The organism is Priestia sp. 3CA3, assembly GCF_056836725.1.
The window spans coordinates 82,397-98,527 of sequence record NZ_JBXENJ010000003.1 but is presented as its reverse complement, the minus strand read 5'-3'; the positions used below and the strand labels follow the sequence as shown (position 1 = coordinate 98,527).

20 protein-coding genes are annotated in these 16,131 nt (G+C 37.5%); 14 read left to right on the top strand and 6 right to left on the bottom strand.

Going from position 1 to position 16,131, the window contains the following annotated elements:
• Window positions 1-562: 562 nt before the first annotated feature.
• The 6 genes from AC1VNJ_RS09945 to AC1VNJ_RS09920 all read left to right on the top strand — a co-directional run bounded on the left by AC1VNJ_RS09945 (window position 563) and on the right by AC1VNJ_RS09920 (window position 5,029).
• On the top strand, window positions 563-1,105 hold the full coding sequence (locus tag AC1VNJ_RS09945; protein ID WP_014461319.1) for a peroxiredoxin: 543 nt from the start codon (window positions 563-565) through the stop codon (window positions 1,103-1,105).
• Between the two features lie 116 nt (window positions 1,106-1,221).
• A complete protein-coding gene (locus AC1VNJ_RS09940) occupies window positions 1,222-1,665 on the top strand; it encodes a TlpA family protein disulfide reductase (protein WP_013055693.1) in 444 nt (147 codons plus the stop codon).
• Window positions 1,666-2,137: 472 nt separating this feature from the next.
• Window positions 2,138-2,749 carry a sigma-70 family RNA polymerase sigma factor gene (locus AC1VNJ_RS09935; RefSeq protein ID WP_033578199.1) on the top strand — a complete coding sequence of 204 codons (612 nt, stop codon included), beginning with the start codon at window positions 2,138-2,140 and terminating at the stop codon, window positions 2,747-2,749.
• Window positions 2,742-2,888 (top strand): YvrJ family protein, encoded by a 147-nt coding sequence (locus AC1VNJ_RS09930; protein WP_013055696.1) that lies wholly within the window; start codon window positions 2,742-2,744, stop codon window positions 2,886-2,888. Before AC1VNJ_RS09935 ends, AC1VNJ_RS09930 begins: the two co-directional genes overlap by 8 nt.
• 4 nt (window positions 2,889-2,892) lie before the next feature.
• Complete coding sequence (locus tag AC1VNJ_RS09925) at window positions 2,893-3,120, top strand: helix-turn-helix domain-containing protein (protein WP_013055697.1); 228 nt, start codon at window positions 2,893-2,895, stop codon at window positions 3,118-3,120.
• 376 nt (window positions 3,121-3,496) lie between these two features.
• Entirely contained in the window at window positions 3,497-5,029 is a 1,533-nt protein-coding gene (locus AC1VNJ_RS09920; RefSeq protein ID WP_230683443.1) for a diguanylate cyclase domain-containing protein, read from the top strand.
• A 28-nt stretch (window positions 5,030-5,057) separates the two neighbouring features.
• On the opposite strand, the gene AC1VNJ_RS09915 is transcribed toward AC1VNJ_RS09920, so the two are convergent.
• The 5 genes from AC1VNJ_RS09915 to AC1VNJ_RS09895 form a co-directional block, all read right to left on the bottom strand.
• Entirely contained in the window at window positions 5,058-5,231 is a 174-nt protein-coding gene (locus tag AC1VNJ_RS09915; RefSeq protein ID WP_013055701.1) for a twin-arginine translocase TatA/TatE family subunit, read from the bottom strand.
• Between the two features lie 73 nt (window positions 5,232-5,304).
• Window positions 5,305-5,619: a DMT family transporter gene (locus AC1VNJ_RS09910; protein ID WP_033578200.1), complete on the bottom strand. Its 315-nt coding sequence runs from the start codon at window positions 5,617-5,619 to the stop codon at window positions 5,305-5,307.
• Between the two features lies 1 nt (window position 5,620).
• Entirely contained in the window at window positions 5,621-5,962 is a 342-nt protein-coding gene (sugE, locus tag AC1VNJ_RS09905; protein WP_028412237.1) for a quaternary ammonium compound efflux SMR transporter SugE, read from the bottom strand.
• A gap of 42 nt (window positions 5,963-6,004) precedes the next feature.
• Window positions 6,005-6,595: a TetR/AcrR family transcriptional regulator gene (locus tag AC1VNJ_RS09900; protein ID WP_014461312.1), complete on the bottom strand. Its 591-nt coding sequence runs from the start codon at window positions 6,593-6,595 to the stop codon at window positions 6,005-6,007.
• 83 nt (window positions 6,596-6,678) lie between these two features.
• Window positions 6,679-7,332: a hypothetical protein gene (locus AC1VNJ_RS09895; RefSeq protein WP_034269809.1), complete on the bottom strand. Its 654-nt coding sequence runs from the start codon at window positions 7,330-7,332 to the stop codon at window positions 6,679-6,681.
• 908 nt (window positions 7,333-8,240) lie between these two features.
• Between AC1VNJ_RS09895 and pgsB the strand changes: the two genes are divergently transcribed.
• The 6 genes from pgsB to AC1VNJ_RS09865 all read left to right on the top strand — a co-directional run bounded on the left by pgsB (window position 8,241) and on the right by AC1VNJ_RS09865 (window position 14,627).
• Window positions 8,241-9,422: a poly-gamma-glutamate synthase PgsB gene (gene pgsB, locus AC1VNJ_RS09890; RefSeq protein WP_482640747.1), complete on the top strand. Its 1,182-nt coding sequence runs from the start codon at window positions 8,241-8,243 to the stop codon at window positions 9,420-9,422.
• Between the two features lie 16 nt (window positions 9,423-9,438).
• On the top strand, window positions 9,439-9,888 hold the full coding sequence (gene pgsC, locus AC1VNJ_RS09885) for a poly-gamma-glutamate biosynthesis protein PgsC (RefSeq protein ID WP_013055707.1): 450 nt from the start codon (window positions 9,439-9,441) through the stop codon (window positions 9,886-9,888).
• A gap of 40 nt (window positions 9,889-9,928) precedes the next feature.
• The gene (locus tag AC1VNJ_RS09880) at window positions 9,929-11,125 is read left to right on the top strand and encodes a CapA family protein (RefSeq protein ID WP_028412240.1); all 1,197 of its coding nucleotides are present in this window, start codon (window positions 9,929-9,931) and stop codon (window positions 11,123-11,125) included.
• Between the two features lie 29 nt (window positions 11,126-11,154).
• Window positions 11,155-12,717, top strand: coding sequence for a gamma-glutamyltransferase family protein (locus AC1VNJ_RS09875; protein ID WP_028412241.1), 1,563 nt, complete (start codon window positions 11,155-11,157; stop codon window positions 12,715-12,717).
• 20 nt (window positions 12,718-12,737) lie between these two features.
• Window positions 12,738-12,941 carry a CapE family protein gene (locus AC1VNJ_RS09870; RefSeq protein WP_014461308.1) on the top strand — a complete coding sequence of 68 codons (204 nt, stop codon included), beginning with the start codon at window positions 12,738-12,740 and terminating at the stop codon, window positions 12,939-12,941.
• A gap of 123 nt (window positions 12,942-13,064) precedes the next feature.
• Window positions 13,065-14,627, top strand: coding sequence for a gamma-glutamyltransferase family protein (locus tag AC1VNJ_RS09865; RefSeq protein ID WP_034269815.1), 1,563 nt, complete (start codon window positions 13,065-13,067; stop codon window positions 14,625-14,627).
• A gap of 26 nt (window positions 14,628-14,653) precedes the next feature.
• Here AC1VNJ_RS09865 and AC1VNJ_RS09860 read toward each other — a convergent pair whose 3' ends face one another.
• A complete protein-coding gene (locus AC1VNJ_RS09860; protein ID WP_482640746.1) occupies window positions 14,654-15,103 on the bottom strand; it encodes a staygreen family protein in 450 nt (149 codons plus the stop codon).
• A 148-nt stretch (window positions 15,104-15,251) separates the two neighbouring features.
• On the opposite strand from AC1VNJ_RS09860, the gene AC1VNJ_RS09855 reads away from it, so the two are divergent.
• Window positions 15,252-15,419 (top strand): hypothetical protein, encoded by a 168-nt coding sequence (locus tag AC1VNJ_RS09855; protein ID WP_460113644.1) that lies wholly within the window; start codon window positions 15,252-15,254, stop codon window positions 15,417-15,419.
• 222 nt (window positions 15,420-15,641) lie between these two features.
• Window positions 15,642-16,115 carry a hypothetical protein gene (locus tag AC1VNJ_RS09850; protein WP_028412244.1) on the top strand — a complete coding sequence of 158 codons (474 nt, stop codon included), beginning with the start codon at window positions 15,642-15,644 and terminating at the stop codon, window positions 16,113-16,115.
• Window positions 16,116-16,131: the final 16 nt, after the last annotated feature.

Genomic DNA, 16,131 nt, shown 5'->3' with positions numbered 1-16,131 from the left:
TGGACAAAAGTAGTTTAGTTGAAGGAAGATCCGAACGAGTTTGATTCTTGATGGAGAATTAAACTCGTTCGGATTTTTTAATGGGTAGGGTAAAAGCAGGTTTTAAGTAACAAGTAGTGACCCTTATTAGATGATTTATACCATTTGTTCGTCTCTAAATTGGATTTAGATCGTTATGTCTCATTCTCTTTTATTATAGTTATAAAGAACATAATTGAGATTCGAAATCTTGTTGCAGCACACTGTAAAAGCAAATATGTTGAAACAAGGAAAGTTTTTTAGTATCTTCTATGTTCATTCATCCCTGCATACATAGGATTGATCAAGGGAAAGAATAAAAAGAGTGAGAAATATTCGATAATCAATCCTAGATTAAAATGATTATAAAAAAGTATTGACTATAATAATAGCTCGTGTATAATAAAGAATGTAATCAATAGTTATTACTAGTTTATAATGATACTAATAATCGTTATCAAATAGTAAATAGTGCTGATTGCATTAAAAATAATACATACAAGCATAGGCTTGTTAAATACATTGTACAAGGAGAGGTTTTGACATGGCAGAACGTATGGTAGGAAAACAAGCACCACGCTTCGAAATGGAAGCTGTACTTGCAAATAAGGAATTTGGAAAAGTAAGTTTAGAAGAAAATATGAAAAACGGTAAATGGACAGTATTGTTCTTCTATCCAATGGACTTTACATTCGTATGTCCAACAGAAATTACAGCCCTATCAGATCACTACGAAGAGTTTGAGGATCTAGATGCTGAAGTGGTAGGTGTTTCTACAGATACAATTCATACTCACTTAGCTTGGATTAACACAGATCGTAAAGATAATGGGCTTGGAGATTTAAATTATCCATTAGCTGCAGATCCAACTCATGCAGTAGCACGTGATTACGGCGTATTAATTGAAGAAGAAGGCGTAGCGCTTCGCGGATTATTCATTATTAATCCAGAAGGTGAATTACAATATGCAGTTGTAAACCATAACAACATCGGCCGCAGCGTAGAAGAAACATTACGTGTACTTCAAGCACTTCAAACTGGCGGACTTTGCCCAGCTAACTGGAAACCAGGTCAAAAAACACTTTAATAAATAACGGTAGAGTAGAGGAGAACCTCCTCTACTGCTGCCATTAAGAGAGAAAAGATAGTTTTCTAATTATAAAAGACGGAATATTCAGTTTTATTTATGAGGAGGATTTTAACATGAAATTACGTGAACAAATGCCTGAATTAACTGGAGCAACATCTTGGATTAACGACGAAGTAACAAAGGAAGATTTAGTAGGTGATAAAGCAACGCTTATCCACTTTTGGTCAGTAAGCTGCCATTTATGTAAAGAAGCAATGCCTGAAGTTAATGATCTTCGTGATGAGTATGATGATCAATTGAATGTTGTAGCGGTTCATATGCCTCGTTCGGAAGATGACTTAGATATGGGTGTTATTGAGGCAATGGCAATGGGACACGATATTACTCAGCCAATTTATGTAGACAGTGAGCATAAGTTAACAGACGCTTTTGAAAATAAATATGTACCAGCATATTATGTATTTGATAAAGAAGGTCAGCTTCGTCATTTCCAAGCGGGTGGAAATGGAATGCCAATGCTTCGCAAACGTATCAACCGCGTTTTAGGAGAAGAATAATCTATACATGAAGAAGAAATAAAAAGGGCCGGGATAAAAATATTTTAGCCGAAGTGAAAAACGAAACACTGATCAATATGTTTGATTAGTGTTTCGTTTTTTTGTTATGCAGAACGTAGATTTCATCTGTTTCGTTCCTTCTAGCAGTTGATTGGAGGGCAAGCGACGAGGAGGCTCAGCGGCCGCCCGCGGAAAGCGAAGTCTTGCACGGAAATCAACTGCGGTGTAATAAGCAGTCCAGCTCATGTATTCTATTTGTTCGTCTTTAGATTGGATCCATTTCGTTATGTCTCAATCTCTTTTTTTATTTTTACTGAGTCGTTTTGATTATTAATGAGCATTTCATCATATTGACATAAAAAACCTAATATAGTTAAATTTATATAAGAACAAACGTTCGTTTTTGGTGTTGTTATTTTACTCTTTTCTCCCTTTTTAATAAGTATAAGAAAAAAAGGAGGAGATTTGCACAATGACTCAGCTCTATTCGCAGCAAGAAAAGCGGCACGACAAAGAATGTACCTTTCATACATTTCTTACAAACCACAGCGCAACTCTTCAGACTCATATAATGAATACATTTTTGACACCAGAACGCTATGAGCGATTACAAAAAGCGGTTGTTAAAAATGATACAAAAGAACAAAGACTTCTAAACAAAGAATTTCATCAGTTTTATAGTGAAGTTAGATTGCTTCATTATATTAACAAGCTTTGCAGACATTATTCCAGAGATGTTATGCGTGTAAAAGAAAAAGAGCGTTCATATATTCCTCTTCGCCTGCAGCAGCCGGCTGCGCTAGATGGAAATCGAACAGTTGAAGATATGCTAGGAGTACAGGACGGAGCTGTATGGGAGCATGAATTTTTAGGAAATCAACTTGAAAATCGTATTCTTCATCATGCATTTCGCCAATTAACGGCCAAGCAGCAGTGTATGCTGCACTTGATTATTGTTGAACGCTGGACTCATAAAGAAATCGCTGCTTATTTTTCTATTTCTCAGCAAGCGGTTTCTAACCATTACCAACGTGCGCTAGGCAAGTTGAAAAAAATTATGAAGGTGAGTGATAGATATGTTTGATCCTCAGTGGCTTCAACTTGTTGGAAACGTAGGGTTTCCCGCTGTCCTTTCTTTTTATTTATTACTGCGTGTAGAAAACAATATAAAGCGACTTGAAGAAAAAGTGGAAGAATTAACAACTGATTTAAGAAAGAAGTGAAGAAATGGAAACTCTATATGAGCTTGTAAATAAAGTGAAAGCTGGAGATGAAGAGGCGTCAAGGCGTTTACTAAAAAAGCTGGAACCAAAACTAAATAAAGCTGTCCAAAGTTTTTCGCTGCATGAGAGAGAAGACGTAAAGCAAGATTTAAAGATTAAAATTCTTTCCGCTGTTAAGACGTTTGATTTTTCCAAAACGCCAGGGCTTTGGGAATTTTTACGCCATAAATAAAAAAGAGCGCTCGTTGTATCGACGCTCTTTTTTTATTTTTGCTGCATTTCGACTACGTACCTTTCAGTGAAAAATACAAAAAATAGAAAATGGATAAATATTTTAAAAAAGGTAAAAGGTGATGTGTACACATAGAGTTTAGTAGTATACTAACAAGTAGAATTTCTTGTAGAAAAGGAAGATAAACACTCTTTATATAGTGAGGATGGTCGGCAACAAATAGAGTGTAGAACAGTTTTATTTAATGAAGGAAAAAAATGATAGTGCTGTTCGATAAATCAAACAGTACTAGTTATAAAAAAGCAGCTGTAAACAATATGTAAGCTAAGAAGCCTATTGTTTTTGTTTTAGCTTTTGGAAAGAGGTGAAGAATAAAGTGAGTCAACTTCTCTTTAATATCACGTTAATTATTTCTTTCTTGTTTGCTGCGAGTATAGTTCGAGAGCAAATCATTTATAGAGTAGAAGGAATAAAACGGTATAAAATGTATCGCTTAATTTATTACGGATGTTCTTATGGACTATTAGGCAGCATTTTAATGATATATACAATTAAAATAGATTCTACTATTATTCTTGACCTTCGCTTTTTAGCGGTGACAATTGTTTGTCTTTATGCAGGAATGATACCGGCTATCATTGCAGCTTGTATTATAGGAGTAATGCGTTTGCTTTTATTTGGAATTACGGAAAGCGGAATAATAGGCGCTGCTACAATTATCGTAATGGCTTTACTGTCTGGGTGGACGGTTCGCTTACCTTATCGTCCATTTATTCGTTTTCAATTAATGAATTCTATTAGCTTGCTTTGCATATTTTTCTCCTTGTCCTTTCTTTTTAAAGATATGAAGCACGCCGCTGCGACTATCGTCTATTTACTCCCTGCTTCCTTTATAGGCGGGTGTTTAGTGTATCTAGCAGGTAGATATATATATGTATCTCGCGTAACGACAAGTCAGCATAAAAAACTGTCTAAAATGTTTTCGATTATGGTTCAAAATGCAAAGACAGGTACCATGATTGAAACGCCAAAGCGCGAGGTAGCCGTTATTAATCAAACTTTTTGTGACATGTTTGATATACCCGGGCCTCCTAATCAATACGTTGGACTGGAAAGTAATCAGCTGTTTTTATCTCACGCTCCTATGTTGAAAGATCCCGCTAGATTTTTAAAAACGGTAGAAAGCACCGTCTATTCAAAAGAGTCAATAGTAGATGAAGAAATTACGTTTATTAACGGTAAAATTTATGCGCGTGACTACATTCCAATCTATGAAGGTCATGTGTATATTGGCCACTATTGGGAATATCGAGATATTACGGAGAAAAAGAAGGCTGAGTGTGATCTTCGCAAAGCTAATAAAAAGCTTGAAATGCTGTCCATGAAAGATGGCTTAACGGGTCTGAACAACCGCCGATCTCTTGATAAACAGCTGGAAATCGAGTGGGAATACGCGCGGAAAGAAAAAGAGGCGCTTTCTTTTCTTCTATTTGATATTGATTATTTTAAAGCGTATAACGATACCTATGGCCATATTCAAGGAGACGAATGCTTAAAAGAAGTAGCGAAGATCGCTAAAAGCGTTGTCTTTGACGAATCGGTTTTTGTCGCAAGATACGGAGGAGAAGAGTTTGGTATATTGCTTCCTCGAGCTAATCAATATGAAGCGATCAGAATGGCAGAAGCTATTAGACAGCAAGTGGAGGACCGTGGAATTGTCCATCAAGCTTCTGAAGTGTTTAAGTGTGTCACAATCAGCGTTGGAATAATGACAGTCGTTCCATCCGAAAACATACGACCCATTTCAATTGTTCATCAAGCAGATCAGGCTTTATACGAAGCAAAGCGTACGGGTCGAAATCGAATTTCAGTATATTCTCACCACAAAGAAGCTGACTCAAACGTTTGAGTCAGCTTTTAAAAGAGATATAAGCCTCTTATTTAGGAGGGGCTTTTTCTTTTTCGTCTTCTTCCATAATTCCTTTTGTAGCGTTTTTAAACTCTTTTAACGTTTTTCCAGCAGCTTTTCCTAATTCCGGCAGTTTTTTAGGGCCAAAAAGCAATAGAGCGACAAATACAATTAAGGCAATTTCTCCAAACCCAAGGTTCATTGTCATCGTCTCCTATTTTTTGAAAGTGTTTACAAGTTTAGTATAGCACGAAAAGAGGGGAAGTAGTACACCCTTATCCAGTGATTTTAAGGCCAATTACACCTGCTACAATACAAAAAATAAATAGAATTCGACGCATATCTTTTGCTTCGCGAAAGAAAAGCATGCCGAGAAGTACACTTCCGGCAGCGCCTACTCCCGTCCATATACCGTAAGCTGTTCCAAGAGGTATTTCCTTTAACGCTAAGGAGAGAAGATAAAAACTTCCTGCACCAAAAAGGATAAATCCAATTGAAGGAAGCAATCGCTTAAATCCATCCGAAAGTTTTAAGAAAATCACAAATCCCACTTCGCAGAAACCGGCAGCTATTAATGCAATCCAGGCCATGTTAAGATTCCTCTCTTTCTGTTTCTTCAGTAGAAATTAACTTTAAACCGATAATTCCAAAAATCATTAATCCTAAAAATAAAATCTTTCCAATATTTACGCCTTCGTCTAAAACGGTCATACCGAGTATCGCTGTACCAGCAGCTCCTATACCAGTAAACACTGCATAAGCTGTTCCCACAGCAATTTTTTTTAAGGCATTTGAAAAGAAATAAAAGCTGATGACAATTGTGACGATCGTAATGATTGTTGGAGTTAATTCAGTAAATCCGTGTGAATATTTTAAGCCGATTGCCCATACAATCTCGAGCAAACCAGCGATAATAAGGTAAATCCAAGCCATTTTAATTCCTCCTTACATAATAATAAGCCCTTTTTACAGGGCCTATTTAGCGCGTATGCCTTCCCAAAATATTGTCCAAGCATCGTGGATTTTTTGATCATAATACTCTGGTTCATAGTAAAAGCGCTGAATGAACAGTCCGTCGGTTAAACAATAAAAGCTATTGATATACAAATCAATCGGACGTTCAATTATTTCGCCTTCAGCCATTCCCTGTGTAAAAATAGCATGCAGAATTTGATCAGACAATCGTTCGCTTCTTAAAAAAATAGCTTTTACTTCCGACTGCAAATGCTCAGGTGGAAACAAAATAAGACGACGGTACATCTGGCCAAAAGAATCTTTTTCAATCATCGTGCAGAAATCTACAACAAAGCAGTGAAGCTGTTCTTTAGCAGACTTTGTTTTATGCTGTTCGTATATAACAGATAACTTTGTTAAAAATAAATTCATTAAATCATGCACGGTTAGTAAAAATAAGTCGTCTTTGTTCTTAAAATGAGCGTACAGGGAAGGTTTTTTTATGCCTACTTTTGATGAGATATCAGCAAGCGATGTTTCTGTATAGCCTTTTTCTCCAAAGAGCTCCATTGCGGCAGCTCTAATTTTTTCTACAGTTGATAATTCACTCAAAAAAGCTCCTCCTCAATCTAACTAACGGTCGTTAGGTAAAAGATATCAAATATAAAAAAAAGAAGCAAGGGAATCGCTTCTTTTTAATGTATTTTTACTAAATGACGCTGAGTTAAAAATAAAGAAAAGATAAAAATAAGCTCAAACGTATTTGTTACGGCTGTGCTTGGTATAGGAATTGACACGGCACTTCCTACAATCATCACGGCTACTCCAATCATCATGCTGCTCCACCTGGTCTTGCGAAATAAGGAAATTCCAACAAAAAGCAAAATAATCGCCACAATAAGAACCATAAGAGGGGGACCGGATGATCCCACTAATGTATAGCGAACAATGCCATATTCACGTACAACTTCCATACGCTGACTAATCGTCTCGATTATTTCATAGCTAATTAAGGCAAACGTAGTCAGCAAAAAAACAATGCCGGCAACAGGTTTTTTAGCCCATGTAATCGTCGAATATTTCGCTACGCCATACGCAAAGAGCACCAAAGTAGGGGTAAATAAAGCGTGAAACCAAAAGCGAAGCATGCTGAGTGAACGTAAAGTATCGCCTTCACCGATAAATGAACCAATCCCAATCATTACATTATCGTAAATTAGTCCAGCTATTACTAAAGGAAGAAAGAGCATGTAAAACGGCGAAGTGTTTTTTCGTACTACATATATGCTAAAGAAAAACAGGACAATGTAGCAAAAAGAAAATAGAAAATAAAGGATTGTATCAACCATTGTTTTCCTCCTTTTGATGATACTTCTTTTTTTTATGATAACATCATATGCCAAAAAAGTGAGAAATCATGCATTTTTCTAGGCAATCTTAACGGACAAAAGATGCCTTTATCGGTAGAAAGATTCAGAAAATATTGAAATAAAAATAGGAAAAGAGGCCATAGTCAAGAGATTTAGATTTACTGAATTGATTATTAAATAAAGGAAATCTATAAAATAACAACAAAAGCACTAGGTACATATGGAGTCTAAATGCTTATAAAATTAGAAAAAAATATTTAATGTCCTTTCTATTTAAGTAAGTTAAATGTAAGCAGAAAATGATAAATAAATGTATTTTTTTTACTTTTATATCTATCTATCATCCTCACAAGTACGGTTGTTAGACAAATCCAATTGGTATATCCATAAAAAGGAATTAATGGGATAAACTATTTTTTATTCCACCTTTATATTACAAAACGTTTTCTAAAGTTAAGAAATTTTTAATTACGTAATATTTCCGTGTGTTAATTGTAAGAGTGATGTATAAAATATTCCTGTTGTTATGGTAAAAAAAGGTATCAATGGGATTTTTCTAGGTAAATAAACTTTAGACCTATTCTGTAAATTTTAAATAAAACGATGAGTTTTTAATTCTGTAAATAGACAATCGGAATTGTAAGAATATATAACATTTGAGCTATTGACCACTAATGAGCGCAGATGATAGTTTTAGAGCTGTTGAAATTGGTACTCGAGTCCATTTTTCAAAGCAGGTGTTTTAGCAGCATGCTAGCGCTGTTAATTGATTAGCTCCCATACATATATAAAGGGAGTGAAACTATGAAATCGTATATCTATCATTATGAATCAAAAGCATTCATAACGTATCCAACAGGAGAAGTTTGGAAGGAGAAGAATGAAACATGATCTTAATTATCCTATGCTGCCTATTTTTAGTAGGGTATGGCGTTTGGGAGTATCGCAGACATTTACGCAAGCTGCATTCAATTCCTGTACGAGTGAATGTTAATGGTATTCGCGGAAAATCCACCGTTACACGATTGATTACAGGTATTGTAAAAGAAGCAGGTTACAAAACAGTAGGGAAAACGACAGGAACACAAGCGCGTATGATCTACTGGCATACAAGTGAAGAAGAACCAATTATTCGTCGTAAAGAAGGTCCGAACATTGGAGAACAGCGACGAGTGGTAAATGAAGTTGCCGATATTGGCGCGGAAGCTCTTATTTGTGAATGTATGGCGGTACAGCCTGATTATCAAATCACATTCCAAAATCAGCTGATTCAAGCCAAGGTAGGCGTTATTGTAAACGTACTAGAAGATCACATGGATGTAATGGGTCCAACTCTAGATGAAGTTGCTCAAGCGTTCACTGCTACTATTCCTTATGATGGCCACCTTGTTACAATTGAAGGTCCATATTTGGAATACTATAAAAAAATAGCCGCAGAGCGCAACACAAAGGTTATTGTAGCTGACAATGATAAAGTATCTGAAGCGTATTTACGTGAATTTGATTATATGGTTTTCCCTGATAATGCTTCCATCGGTTTAGCAGTAGCAGAAGCACTTGGCATCGAGGCTGAAACAGCGATGAGAGGAATGTTAAATGCCCAGCCTGACCCAGGAGCTATGAGAATTACAACATTTGGCGATGAAAAAAATCCAGCATTTTTAGTGAATGGATTTGCTGCCAACGACGCTTCTTCCACGCTTCGTATTTGGGAACGTGTAGATTCAATGAACTATAGTGAAAAGCTTCCTATTGTCATTATGAACTGCCGTCCGGACCGTGTAGATCGCACCGAGCAATTTGCTGAAGATGTAATGCCATACATTGAAGCGGATGTAATGATTGCAATTGGTCAGACGACCTCACCAATCGCTGCTGCACACCAAAGAGGCGAATTGCCAACAAAAGAATTCTGGGATATGGAAGGCGCTTCTACAGAAGAAATTTTAGAGCGCATGAAGCCTTATTTAAAAGATCGTATCGTATACGGTGTCGGAAATATCCACGGTTCAGCCGAGCCGCTTGTTGAAGCTATTATTGAAATGAAAAAGATGAGAAAAGCAGTTTAATCTAGGAGGCCATTTCATGTTCGGATCAGATTTATATATTGCCCTTGTGTTAGGGGTTACACTAAGCTTAATTTTTACAGAAAAAACGGGCGTATTGCCAGCCGGTCTTATCGTACCGGGGTATTTAGCTCTTGTATTTGATCAGCCAATTACCATTTTAATGATTTTCTTAATTAGTATTTTAACGTATGTTATCGTCGTGTACGGAATCTCAAAAGTAGTTATTTTATATGGACGTCGCAAATTTACAGCGATGTTAATTACGGGTATTGTGATTAAAGTTGCATTTGATTATTTCTTCCCGATCTTGCCGTTTGAAGTGTTTGAATTACGCGGAATTGGTATCATTGTACCGGGCTTAATTGCAAATACAATGCAAAAGCAAGGTCTTCCTTTAACAGTTGGAACAACGGTTTTATTAAGTGGTGTAACATTTGGAATTATGCAAGTTTATTATTTATTTTAATACACAAACAAACCGCAGCTGGTAAAGGAAGGTGAAAGCGTTGAAAGAGAAAAAATTAAACTTTCAAGAAAAAGTATTGATGTTTATAAAGAAAACAAAGCCTACAACGGGCAAGCAAGCTCTTATCTTAACGCCAATTTTAATCGTAATTTTAGCTCTTTCAGGATGGATGGAGCGTTCGGACGCTCTTGAAAACCCTGAGACGGCTAATCCAGAGGCCAATAATGATTTAACGATGACTATGGTCGGAGACATTATGATGGGTCGCCATGTAAGAGAAGTAACTGAACGCTACGGAGAAGATTTTGTATTCCGCAACGTGGAGCCGTTCTTTAAAAATTCGGATTACGTAAGCGGGAACTACGAAACGCCGATTTTAACAAACGACGTAGATTCATATAAAGCAATGGAAAAAGGTATTCATTTATATAGTAAGCCTGCTGATCTAGCGACCGTTAAAAATGCGGGTTTCGACGTATTAAACTTAGCGAACAACCATTCAATGGACTACAGTGCAAAAGGGTTAGAAGATACGATCTCTACTTTTGAAGCAAACAAATTAGATTTTGTTGGTGCTGGCCGTAACTCTGAAGAAGCAAAGCATATTTCATATAAAGATGCTGACGGCATCCGCATTGCAACCGTAGGGTTTACGGATGTACATTCAGACGGAATGTCCGCTGGAAAAAACAACCCAGGTATTTTAAAAGCAGATCCGGATCTTATTTTCAGCACGATCCAGCAAGCGAAAGCAAATGCTGATTTAGTTGTAGTAAATGCCCACTGGGGTGAAGAATACGATGCACAGCCAAGTCCTCGTCAAGAAGGACTAGCAAAAGCGATGGTAGACGCTGGTGCGGACATTATCATCGGTCACCATCCGCACGTTCTACAGTCATATGACGTATATAAAGGTTCGGTTATTTTCTATAGCCTAGGAAACTTTATCTTTGACCAAGGGTGGTCAAGTACCAAAAATACAGCGATGGTTCAGTATCATTTAAACAAGCAGGGCCAAGCTAAAATTGATGTTATTCCAATGGTTATTAAAGCAGGTACACCAACTCCAACAGATAACCCTTGGCGCATGAAGCGTATTTATAACGATTTAAACAAGTTTTCTTCAAACCCTGAACTGTTAGAAAAAGAACGAAACAAGTTTGAATTAAACTTAGATCATTCTCGCATTATAAAACATGCAGAGGAGCGCAAAAAGAAAGAAGCACAAGCTAACTAATAGCCCGTCATACACAGAGGAGGTAAAAGATGATAAATAAACGTAATACGATTATTGTTTCCATTGTCATCTTTTCACTCATAGTAGGTGTATGTGTTTATCAATTTATGTTTCCAAAACAAGAATATGCAGTAAGTACTTCAGATCCTCGCGCCACAAAAGTAGGTATGGAAATTCTTAAACAAGGCGGTACAGCAGTTGATGCAGCTATTGCCATTTCCTACACGCTTGGTGTTGTGGAACCGTACGGATCAGGACTTGGGGGAGGCGGCGGAATGCTGATTGATCCAGCAGATGCCTCTCCAACATTTATTGACTACCGAGAAATTGCACCTAAGAATGATAAAGAAGATGAGATTGGCGTACCAGGGTTCGTCGCTGGTATGGATTATATTCAGCACCACTACGGATCTCTGTCGATGAGCAAACTAATCGACCCGGCCATTAACTATGCCGAGAAGGGGTACAAAGTGGACAAAGATTTGCACGATAGGCTGGTTTCATACAAAGGTAATGTGAATGAAGATGAAATTCCTAGCTTTTACCCAGATAAAGACGCCATTAACACAGGTGAAATTGTCAAACAGCATGAATTAGCGAACACGCTGCAAAAGATTAAGGAAGAAGGGCCAAATGCTTTTTATAGAGGGAAAATTGCAGACGATATTACAGAAGAAACGAAAGTAAGTCACAAAGACTTGCGAAAGTATGCGCCTGTTGAGCGCAAACCTCTATCAACTAATTATAAAGGTCATCAAATTATTTCAGCACCTCCTCCTTTTGCTGGTGCTACGCTCATTCAAATGTTAAAAATGACGGATCAAGAAGATATTTGGAAGCTGAAGGAATCGCATCCTAGTCTTTATTATCATTTTCTTGGTCAAATTTCAAAAGTAGCTTATCAAGACCGCTTGAAGAAAATTGCCGATCCGGCTTTTATAAAAGAAACGCCAAATGATTGGATCGACGATCATTACGTGCATTTACTTCGTAATAAATTAAATAATACTGAAACAGATCACACCAAAGTAAGCGACGTCGAAGAACATGAAAGTACCACTCATTTTGTTGTGATGGACGGTGACGGAACCGTTGTATCGACAACGAATACGCTGAGTAATTTCTTCGGCAGCGGTGAATATGTAGATGGATTCTTTTTGAATAATACGCTCAATACGTTTGGACAAGGAATTAACAAGCGTGAACCTGGTAAGCGTCCAAGAACATTTACAGCCCCTACCATTATTCGTGAAGGTGATGAATGGGTAATGTCGATTGGCACACCGGGAGGAAATCGTATTCCGCAAGTGTTAACGCAAGTAATTGGGGATTATTTTGAGGACAAAGATTCCATTAAAAAGGCAGTAGAAAACAAGCGTGTGATTTTTGATTCTCATAAGTTTTATTCAGAAGCTAAGCTTAAACAGTCAACTAAAGATGGTTTAAAAACGTACGGCTATGACTTAAAAAACAATGATAACGCAATGTTTTACGGAGGCGTTCAAGCTCTTGTGAAAGACTTAAAGAAAAATAAAATTCAAGGTGACGCTGATCCGCGCCGCCACGGTTTATGGGAAAAAAGTACAGACTAATTTAATTGGAGGAATAGAAAATGATCGCAAAACGTATCGTAGGGATTGTAGGACCAATTGCTATTGTAGCAGGAGTAGTAGCAGGACTTGGAGCTTTAAAACATCCGGCTACTCTTTCAACAGATGAACAGCAAAAAATCGAAAATAACGTAAAAATGATTGAACAAACAAAATCTGCTGCTACAGATGCAGTAAATGATGCTGCAGCAGCTTCTGGGAAATAAAACATATATAGTAATAAAAAGGCATCGTCCAGGGCGATGTCTTTTTTGTGTGCAATTTAATTTATGGATAAAAATGAAAGCGCTTCACAAAATATACATATAAGTAAAAATGGAGGGGAATGTGTGAATAAAAAATTACTGTTATTTAATATTGTTGCTGTTTTGTTGTTAATCGGGGTTATAGCCGCTTTTTTTATGACTCAATCGAGTACAGATCTTAGTCCTAAAAAGCTGCTTAAAAAAAATAATGATCATTCTTATGGTGTGAGTTCATCGAATTCTCTGGCAGCAAATGTAGGGATGGACGTATTAAAAGAAGGCGGGAATGCAGTAGATGCGGCCATTGCTATTTCGTATGCCCTCAACGTAGTCGAACCTTTTGGATCCGGAATTGGCGGAGGTGGAGGTATGCTGATTGCCAAAAAAGATCAGCCTGCTACCTTTATCGATTACCGGGAAACCGCTCCAACTTCTATGAGCGGTAAAAACGGCGTGCCGGGATTTGTGGCTGGCATGGAATATATTCAGCAGAAGTATGGCACAAAATCAATGAGTGATTTAATTCAGCCGGCCGTTGAATACGCTGAAAAAGGGTTTGAAGTAGACTCTCTTTTATCTTCGCGATTGTATTATTCTAGAGGAAGGATGGATGTGGATGATCTATCTGCTTTTTATCCGAAGGGAGAAGCAATCGAAGAAGGAGAAACGCTGTCCCAGCCAGTGTTGGCTAAAACGTTAATTAAGATTCAGCGAGAAGGTGCATCTGCATTTTATAAAGGAGATTTGGCACAAGATCTTGCTGATGCAACGCCTATTTCTAAAAAAGACCTATCTTCCTATCAAGTGACAGAAACCAAGCCTGTCGTTTCTGCTTACAATGGAACGGAAGTGATTTCAGCGCCTCCGCCTTTTTCCGGGATTACACTGATTCAAATGTTAAAAATGGCAGAGAAAGAAAATCTTGAAACAATGCCTGACAAAGACTATTACGAAACGATGAACAGAATTAAAAAAGCAGCTTACTCCGACCGGTTAAAACAAATCGGCGATCCTGACTTTCATAATCAAAACTCAAGTGAGTTAGTTAGTGATGATTATATAACAAACCTGGTCAATCACCCGACAAGTTCTTCAGGTGAAGGGGATGAAGAACACGAAAGTACAACACATTTTGTAGTTATTGATTCAGAAGGAACCGTCGTATCAACAACCAATACGTTAAGTAACTTCTTTGGTACAGGCGAACAAGTTGACGGTTTTTTTCTTAATAACAATGCTGATACGTTTGGAAGCAAAGAACCGAATAATCGTGAGCCAGGAAAAAGAGCAAGAACCTTTACAGCTCCAACTATTATAAGAGAAAAAGGCGAGTGGGCGATGGGAATAGGTTCTCCTGGCGGAACACGGATTCCTCAAATTTTAACTCAGGTACTTTCTAAAAATCTTGAAGGAAATGAACCGCTTCAAGAAGCTGTAAATGAACCGCGATTTATTTTTGACGATTCGACTATTTATATAGAGCCTGATTTAGATACAAAAAATATCCCTTCTGCGTTTCGGATAGAAACAAAGGAAAGCGACGTCTTTTATGGAGGTATCCAAGCGTTAACCATTAATTTTCAAGATAAACAAATGGAAGGGGCGGGAGACCCTAGAAGAAATGGAGTTTGGAAAACAGGAGATTAACGAAGTAAAGATCCCTTCTCATATGCTTAGGCATAGTGAGAAGGCGTTTGAAAATATCGAATGGAATGAAATTCTTTGTCACTGGAATGAAAATGTACGTAAATGGGGGAACGATCTAAAGCAGGGTGAGCGTTGAAAAACGTGGCATCACCGTAGCGCAATGCTTTTAGTAAGTAAGGCATTTCTTGTTTGAAAATAGCATACCGTATGGCTTGAACAGACTTTTCCGTGTGTTCATTTCCAATAAATACGTATACATACAGCGTATCAACACCGTCTTTGTGGAGCCATTCGGCAAAAAGCTCATTTCGCTGTTCATTTAATTGATCAACAGCAAACTTTTCGTCGATCCAAAGAAATAAATCGTCTGTTTGTTCAGAATGGGTGAGCGTATAGCGGCGCCCAATAAAAGGAAAGGTGGGCGTGCTTCCTTGCCGATATGTGACGCTAAATTGCTCAGGATTAAAAGCAGACAAAGGGCATCTTCCTTTCACGCTTTTAAGTAGTTTATGCATAAAAAAGAGAAATTTCACACATTCGTCAAGAATTTTAAGCTGCTTTTTTTACATGCATACTTATGAAAAAGTTGTTACACTGAAGAAAAGAAATAGTGGGTGATAGAAGATGGAGCCGCTGTATATTGTTTTAACGCTTTTTTTAGCAGCCATGCTATCGTATGATATTGCTAAATTTGTTCGAGGAGACCGGCCAGATTGGAAAGAGGGTCTCGTGACGGGCCTTGTGTTCGTGGGCTTTTTAGCAGCCATGCAAATGGCTTTTCACATTGTATAGCGCAGAAAGAGGCTGGGACAAACGTAGTTTAGTTGAAGGAAGATCTGAACGGTGAATTGTTCGGATCTTTTATGGTTAAGGTGAACGTAGATTTCATGTGTGTAGTTATGTCTCAATCTCTTTTTTGAGGATATGTCCGATAAGTTTAGTTCGGCAATACTAAAAAGCCCTGATATCGAATAAGCTGTTGTATACTGCATTTTTGATAAAGGGGCTTTTTACTTGTATCGAAAAAAAACACTGCTTTTGAAGCGAAGTTTAGGAGTAGCTGTGTTTCTTGCTTTGATTGCGCTGGGAATTTGGATGTTTCAATTTACATTCTTTTCTCCGAGTCATCAAGCCAAATCTGCTGTAAAAGAATTTTATACGCTAGAACAGGAAGGGAACTTTTCGGAATCATGGAACCTTTTTCATTCGTCCATGAAAAAGAAGTGGACAAAAGGTGCATACATACAAGATCGAGCACACGTATTTCTCAATCATTTCGGAGTAGACACTTTTACGTATTCCATTGAAGATGTTGAAAAAAGAAAGAGCTGGAAGATGGAAAATGATCGTAAAGCGTTTCCTGTTGTTTACGAAATGACCGTTATCCAAACGTATAAAGGGAAATATGGAAACTTTGATTTGGTGCAGAAAGTGTATGCTGTTCGTGAAAAAGGAGAATGGAAAGTCGTGTGGGATTATAAACAGTAGGAGAGCCTGCTGTTTT

What these genes read in the sequence shown, in the direction of transcription:
- AC1VNJ_RS09945 (WP_014461319.1), top strand. Translation starts at nt 563, where the DNA reads ATGGCAGAACGTATGGTAGGAAAACAAGCACCACGCTTCGAAATGGAA.
- AC1VNJ_RS09940 (WP_013055693.1), top strand. Translation starts at nt 1,222, where the DNA reads ATGAAATTACGTGAACAAATGCCTGAATTAACTGGAGCAACATCTTGG.
- AC1VNJ_RS09935 (WP_033578199.1), top strand. Translation starts at nt 2,138, where the DNA reads ATGACTCAGCTCTATTCGCAGCAAGAAAAGCGGCACGACAAAGAATGT.
- AC1VNJ_RS09930 (WP_013055696.1), top strand. Translation starts at nt 2,742, where the DNA reads ATGTTTGATCCTCAGTGGCTTCAACTTGTTGGAAACGTAGGGTTTCCC.
- AC1VNJ_RS09925 (WP_013055697.1), top strand. Translation starts at nt 2,893, where the DNA reads ATGGAAACTCTATATGAGCTTGTAAATAAAGTGAAAGCTGGAGATGAA.
- AC1VNJ_RS09915 (WP_013055701.1), bottom strand. Translation starts at nt 5,231, where the DNA reads ATGAACCTTGGGTTTGGAGAAATTGCCTTAATTGTATTTGTCGCTCTA.
- AC1VNJ_RS09910 (WP_033578200.1), bottom strand. Translation starts at nt 5,619, where the DNA reads ATGGCCTGGATTGCATTAATAGCTGCCGGTTTCTGCGAAGTGGGATTT.
- sugE (WP_028412237.1), bottom strand. Translation starts at nt 5,962, where the DNA reads ATGGCTTGGATTTACCTTATTATCGCTGGTTTGCTCGAGATTGTATGG.
- AC1VNJ_RS09895 (WP_034269809.1), bottom strand. Translation starts at nt 7,332, where the DNA reads ATGGTTGATACAATCCTTTATTTTCTATTTTCTTTTTGCTACATTGTC.
- pgsB (WP_482640747.1), top strand. Translation starts at nt 8,241, where the DNA reads ATGATCTTAATTATCCTATGCTGCCTATTTTTAGTAGGGTATGGCGTT.
- pgsC (WP_013055707.1), top strand. Translation starts at nt 9,439, where the DNA reads ATGTTCGGATCAGATTTATATATTGCCCTTGTGTTAGGGGTTACACTA.
- AC1VNJ_RS09875 (WP_028412241.1), top strand. Translation starts at nt 11,155, where the DNA reads ATGATAAATAAACGTAATACGATTATTGTTTCCATTGTCATCTTTTCA.
- AC1VNJ_RS09870 (WP_014461308.1), top strand. Translation starts at nt 12,738, where the DNA reads ATGATCGCAAAACGTATCGTAGGGATTGTAGGACCAATTGCTATTGTA.
- AC1VNJ_RS09855 (WP_460113644.1), top strand. Translation starts at nt 15,252, where the DNA reads ATGGAGCCGCTGTATATTGTTTTAACGCTTTTTTTAGCAGCCATGCTA.